This is a genomic window from Pseudomonas edaphica (genome assembly GCF_005863185.1).
GTDB classification, from domain to species: domain Bacteria; phylum Pseudomonadota; class Gammaproteobacteria; order Pseudomonadales; family Pseudomonadaceae; genus Aquipseudomonas; species Aquipseudomonas edaphica.
In genome coordinates this window covers 1-5228 of sequence record NZ_VBVZ01000444.1, presented here as the reverse complement: position 1 = coordinate 5228, position 5228 = coordinate 1, and the positions used below count along the sequence as shown (strand labels likewise).

Annotated in this window: 6 protein-coding genes; 5 read left to right on the top strand and 1 reads right to left on the bottom strand. The window is 61.7% G+C overall.

Annotated elements, in window-relative coordinates:
• Positions 1-964: MFS transporter (locus FEM54_RS23755; RefSeq protein ID WP_138453361.1), on the top strand; the 964-nt coding region annotated here is incomplete at its 5' end.
• A 29-nt stretch (positions 965-993) separates the two neighbouring features.
• Positions 994-2082 (top strand): nucleoside hydrolase, encoded by a 1089-nt coding sequence (locus FEM54_RS23750; protein WP_138453360.1) that lies wholly within the window; start codon positions 994-996, stop codon positions 2080-2082.
• 107 nt (positions 2083-2189) lie between these two features.
• On the opposite strand, the gene pdxR is transcribed toward FEM54_RS23750, so the two are convergent.
• Complete coding sequence (gene pdxR / locus FEM54_RS23745; protein WP_138453359.1) at positions 2190-3557, bottom strand: MocR-like pyridoxine biosynthesis transcription factor PdxR; 1368 nt, start codon at positions 3555-3557, stop codon at positions 2190-2192.
• Positions 3558-3690: 133 nt separating this feature from the next.
• Here pdxR and FEM54_RS23740 point away from each other — a divergent pair, with 133 nt between their 5' ends.
• Genes FEM54_RS23740 through FEM54_RS23730 form a run of 3 tightly spaced genes read left to right on the top strand, consistent with a single transcriptional unit; the run spans position 3691 to position 5190 of the window.
• Positions 3691-4167: a carboxymuconolactone decarboxylase family protein gene (locus FEM54_RS23740; protein WP_099549884.1), complete on the top strand. Its 477-nt coding sequence runs from the start codon at positions 3691-3693 to the stop codon at positions 4165-4167.
• Positions 4157-4600, top strand: coding sequence for a GNAT family N-acetyltransferase (locus FEM54_RS23735; RefSeq protein WP_138453358.1), 444 nt, complete (start codon positions 4157-4159; stop codon positions 4598-4600). The genes FEM54_RS23740 and FEM54_RS23735 overlap by 11 nt, the downstream gene beginning before the upstream one ends.
• Positions 4597-5190 carry an FMN-dependent NADH-azoreductase gene (locus FEM54_RS23730; protein WP_017135465.1) on the top strand — a complete coding sequence of 198 codons (594 nt, stop codon included), beginning with the start codon at positions 4597-4599 and terminating at the stop codon, positions 5188-5190. The genes FEM54_RS23735 and FEM54_RS23730 overlap by 4 nt, the downstream gene beginning before the upstream one ends.
• The last annotated feature ends 38 nt before the right edge of the window (positions 5191-5228 follow it).

The following is a 5228-nucleotide window of genomic DNA, read 5'->3' as shown; positions in this document are numbered from 1 at the left end:
GTTCTACGTCCTGCGCTTTCTGCTCGGCGCCGCCGAAGCCGGTTTTTTGCCGGGGGTTTTGTATTACCTGACCACTTGGTTCCCGACGCACCGACGCGGGCGCATCATCGCGCTGTTCATGATCGGCCTGCCGCTGTCGAGCGTCATCGGCGGCCCGCTGTCAGGCTGGATCATGGGCCACTTCGACAACATGGGCGGCCTGCGTGGCTGGCAGTGGCTGTTCCTGATCGAAGCGGTGCCCAGCGTCTTGCTCGGCGTGCTGACTTTCTGGGCGCTGCCCAACACCTTCCAACAGGCCAAATGGCTGTCGGACGAAGAAAAGGCCTTGCTGGAAAGCGAACTGCGCAAGGACGAAGCCGACGCCACCGGCAGCAAGCACAGCTTCCGTGACGGCTTCTTCAACCTCAAAGTGTGGATGCTCGGCGGTATCGACTTCTCGATCCTGCTCAGCGCCTATGCCATGGGGTTCTGGATGCCGACCTTCATCCGCAATGCCGGGGTGACCGACACCTTCCATATCGGCGTGCTGACTGCATTGCCCAGCGTTGCGGCGCTGCTGGGCATGCTGCTGATCGGCGCCAGCTCCGACAAACACCGCGAACGCCGCTGGCACATCATCGTGCCGTTCTTCATCGGTGCGGCGGCCATGGCCACCAGCACGTTCTTTACCCACAGCGTGGTCGCCACCGTGTTGCTGTTCGCCATTGCCTCAGCCGCGATCATCGGCGCCGTGCCGGTGTTTTTCAGCCTGCCGGCAACCTTCCTCAAAGGCACCGCAGCGGCGACCGGCTTTGCCCTGGCCTGTTCGGTGGCGAATATCGCAGGCTTAGTGAGCAACTCTTTGATGGGAGTTGCCATCGACGTCACCGGCAGCAGTGCGGGTGCCTTGTGGTTTTTCGCCGGCTGCCTGATCCTCAGCAGCTTCCTGGTCATCGCCTTGCCGGCGAAACTGGTGAACCGTTAATAACAACAATTTTTTGCGGATGAATCACCATGCAAGGTTTTCTTAAAAGCTGCGCGTTGCTTGTCGCCGTCGGCCTGTGTGCCGGCACGGCACAGGCAGCGCAAACCGCGCCTGAAAAAGTCATCTTCGACACCGACTTCAACGTGCTCAATGATGACGGCCAGGCCTTTATCATGCTCGCGCAGTTGCACGCGCAAAAACGCATCGACCTGCTGGGCATGACCCTGGTCAGCGGCAATGCCTGGGTCGACCAGGAACAGGTCGACGCCCTCAAGGCCGTAGAGCGTATGGGTGTAGAAAAACAGGTCGGCGTCTACTCCGGCGCCGCCTACCCGTTGCTGCATGACTACGCCACCTACGAGGCAGAAAAAGCCCTGTTTGGTTCGGGCTGGCCGGGCGCGTTCAAAACCCCGCGCCCGACGTCGCCGTCTCAGCTGGTCGCGCCACCGGATGGCCTGGCCACCCACACCCAGCTGCGCAGTGAAACCGCCGCGCAGTTCATTGTGCAAAGCGTGCGGGCCAACCCGCACCAGGTGACCATTCTGGCCGTCGGCCCGCTGACCAACATCGCCCTGGCGATTCGCTCGGCGCCGGATATCGTGCCGCTGATCAAGCGCATCGTGTACATGGGCGGAGCCCTGGAGATTCCGGGCAACACCACGCCGGCGGCGGAGTTCAACTGGTGGTTCGACCCGGAGGCCGCGAAGATTGTGTTGCGCTCACCCATCGAACACGTGATTTTCCCCAACGATGTGTGTGAGAAAGTCACCTTCGACAAGTCGGTGTACCAGCGCGTGATAGCCCACAAAGGTGCGATTGCCGATCTCTACAAGCACGAGTTCGGGCCGCTGTTCGACAAAGACCCGAGCTACCACAGCTTTACCTGGGACAGCTTGCCGGCGCTGTTTCTGGTGCGCCCGGAGATTGTCACTGAGTCTCGCGACCTGTGGGTGGATGTGGACGCCACGTTTGGCGCCGATTACGGACGGGCGCTGGGCTACAAAAAAGGCGCGCCAGTGGGCACGCAAAAAGCCAAGGTGGTGTTTGGTGTCGACCAGCAAAAATTCTGGGATGGCTACATCAACCTTGTAACCTTGCCAACACCCGTAAAACCCTGACGATTTAAAGCTGAACACGATCTAAATGTGAGAGCGGGCTTGCCGTGGCGAGCAAGCTTGCTTGCGCTGGGGTGCGAAGCGCCCCCCAAAAAGCCGGCTCCCACACTTTACGGGTGACATGCCCGCAGTATCTGCAACAGCCTCAATCCCAGTTCATTGGCCTGTGCGGCCGTCGCCACATTGGTAAAGCCCATCAACAACCCCTGCCCACCTCCCGGCTCAAGGGTCCACGCTGACAATGCGTTAACCGCCAACCCCGCCTCATTGGATGCCATGGCAACTACCTGATCCGGAACAGGCACCCGCAACCGCGCCAACAGGTTAATCCCCCCGGCCTGTTCATCCACGCGTAAAAAATCCGCGCAATGGGCCTGTAACGCGGCGACCAAAAAGCCCCTACGCAACGCATACAACTGACGCATCTTTTTCAAGTGCCGGGTGAAATGGCCCTGCTCGAGAAAATCCGCCGCGGTCAGTTGCAACAACTGCGCACCGCGCTGCTGCAAGGCCTCGGCGCTGCGCCCAAACACCTCCACCAAGGCTGCCGGCACCACCAGATAGCCCAGGCGCAAGCCCGGAAACAGCATTTTGCTGAAGCTCCCGGCATGGATCACCCGGTCGTGCACATCCTGGCTCTTGAGCGCCGCCAATGGCTGGCCCTGGTAGCGAAACTCACTGTCGTAATCATCCTCCAGCACCCAACTGCCCTGCTTCTGCGCCCAGGCCAGCAAGGCCTGGCGGCGCGTCAGGCTCAACGCCACACCCAGCGGGCTCTGGTGGGCCGGCGTCACAATCGCCAGCCGTGCTTGCCGATCACGCTGGATGCCCTGCTCAACATCCAGCCCTTCACGGTCGACCGGTACCGGCACCAGCTCAACCCCTTGATGCCTCAATAACTGCCGCGCATGCACATAGCCCGGGTCTTCGTACCAGCAACGTTGCCCGGCCATTTGCAGTGCATCGCACAACAGCGTCAGGGAGCCGGCATACCCCGAACAGATAAATACCTGCTGGGGCGTACACTCCACGCCTCGGTACAACGCGAGATAGCTGGCAATCGCCACGCGCAACGCCTGGGCGCCGCGCACATCGCCCATGGCCAGGCTGTCGGCGTCGGTGCGGCGCACTTGCTGGGTGACCAGCCGTGCCCATAGCTTGCGCGGGAAGGCATCCAGCGCCGGCTGGCCCATTTGCAAGGCTGGCGGCGCCGATGTCGGCGGTGGTGCGACGGGCTGGGGCTTCATCGCCACCTGCGGCAATGTCCGCGCAATCACGGTGCCCGCCTGCCCACGCGCCTCAAAAAAACCCTCACTGACCAGCAACTGGTAAGCCGCCTCCACGGTCCCGCGGGCGATCTTGAGTTCCAGCGCCAGGCTGCGCACCGACGGCACCCGATCACCGGGGCCGAGTTGGCCCTGGTCGATGGCCAGCCGGAAGCGGCGGTAGATTTCCTGATATTTGGGCAATGACGACATCACAAGGGGGCTCGGCAGGACGACAAGGTGGAGTCTGATCATGTCCCAACCCACTTGTCCAATCATGCCCCTGTCGAGCAACCCGGCCACCACCGAAAATGGCGCATCTCTTAACGCAACCCAAGGATCACCCATGAAACACCGTCTCGATTACGGCAACGCCGCCCCCGCTGGTTACAAGGCCCTGGGCACCGTGCACAGCTATGTGCATGGCTGTGGCCTGGAGAAAGAACTGATTGAACTGGTGTACCTACGGGTTTCGCAGCTCAACGGCTGCGCCTATTGCCTGGACTCCCATTCCCGCGGCCTGCTCAAGCAAGGCGCAAGCCTGGAAAAGATCATGCTGCTGGCCGCCTGGCGTGAAGCCTTGCCGTTGTTCACTGTGCGTGAACAAGCCGCCCTGGCCTGGGCCGAAGTGGTCACCCAGGTGGCGCAAACCCACGTGCCGGATGCCGACTACGCCGCCGTGGCAGCGGTGTTCAACGAGAAGGCAGTCGCCGACCTGACCCTGGCCATTTCCTTGATGAACGCCTTGAACCGCGTGGCCATCAGTTTTCGTAAAGTACCGGAGGCGATCAAGGCCCATCTGGAGAACCTTGATGAGCAATGAGCCCATTGAGTTCGCCCTGATGGAAACCGAGACCGACTGCCTCGCAAGCTTTGCCGTGATGCAGCAACTGCGCCCGCACCTGACCGACGCCGCCAGTTTCGCCGCGCAGGTTCAACGCCAGCGCCAGAACGGCTATCATCTGCTGGCCGCACGCGAACACGGCAAAGTCATTGGCCTGGCCGGCTACCGCCTGACGGAAAACACCCTGTACGGCAAGTTCATCTACGTCGATGACCTGGTGGTAGACGCCACCTTGCAGCGCCGACGCCTGGGCGAGCAGTTGCTCGACCGCGTCCGCGAAGAAACCCGCGCACGCGGTTATCGTTACCTGGTGCTGGACACCGGCCTGCATATGGCCCTGGCCCAGCGTTTCTATTTCCGCCAAGGCCTGCTGCCGCGAGGCATGCACTTTTCCCAGGACCTGAGCCAATGACCCGCGCCCTGCTCCTTAGCTTCAGCCCCCACGGCAAGGCCGCGCAGACCTTCAAGCTGGCCCGTGCCTTGCTCAACGACCTGGTGCCTGGCGCAGAGGTCATCGAACGCGACTACGGCAGCCAGGCGCTGGCGCCGCTGACCCGTGAATACGCGAATGCACTCACTACGCCTGGCGGCTTGAGTGGCAGCGCCACGGCGTTGTCGGAACAGCTGATCGTCGAACTGGAAGCCTGCGACCTGTTAATCGTCTGCACGCCGGTGCACAACTTCACCGTACCGGCGGCGCTCAAGGTCTGGATCGACCATGTGGTGCGCATCCATCGCAGCTTTACCATCAATGCGCAGTTCGAAAAAGTCGGCCTGCTCAAGGACCGCCGCACCTTCGTGCTGGTCAGCAGCGGCAATGCGCGCAAGGGGCATGAACCGGACTTTCTCACGCCTTACATGACCACCATCCTGTCTACGGTGGGCATCCACTCGGTGGATTTCGTCTACCTGGGCGCCATGGTGCGCGGTGAAGAAGCGGTCGCTCGGGCCGTGGAACAGGCACACCTGCAGCTATCGGCGGCAATCAGCACTGGCCTATAAAATTAATGGCGCAAGAATCAGCGCCATTCCTGCACCTG

Bases quoted from the DNA above. Each gene is read 5' to 3' on its own strand.
- FEM54_RS23750 (WP_138453360.1), top strand. From the start codon at position 994: ATGCAAGGTTTTCTTAAAAGCTGCGCGTTGCTTGTCGCCGTCGGCCTG.
- pdxR (WP_138453359.1), bottom strand. From the start codon at position 3,557: ATGTCGTCATTGCCCAAATATCAGGAAATCTACCGCCGCTTCCGGCTG.
- FEM54_RS23740 (WP_099549884.1), top strand. From the start codon at position 3,691: ATGAAACACCGTCTCGATTACGGCAACGCCGCCCCCGCTGGTTACAAG.
- FEM54_RS23735 (WP_138453358.1), top strand. From the start codon at position 4,157: ATGAGCAATGAGCCCATTGAGTTCGCCCTGATGGAAACCGAGACCGAC.
- FEM54_RS23730 (WP_017135465.1), top strand. From the start codon at position 4,597: ATGACCCGCGCCCTGCTCCTTAGCTTCAGCCCCCACGGCAAGGCCGCG.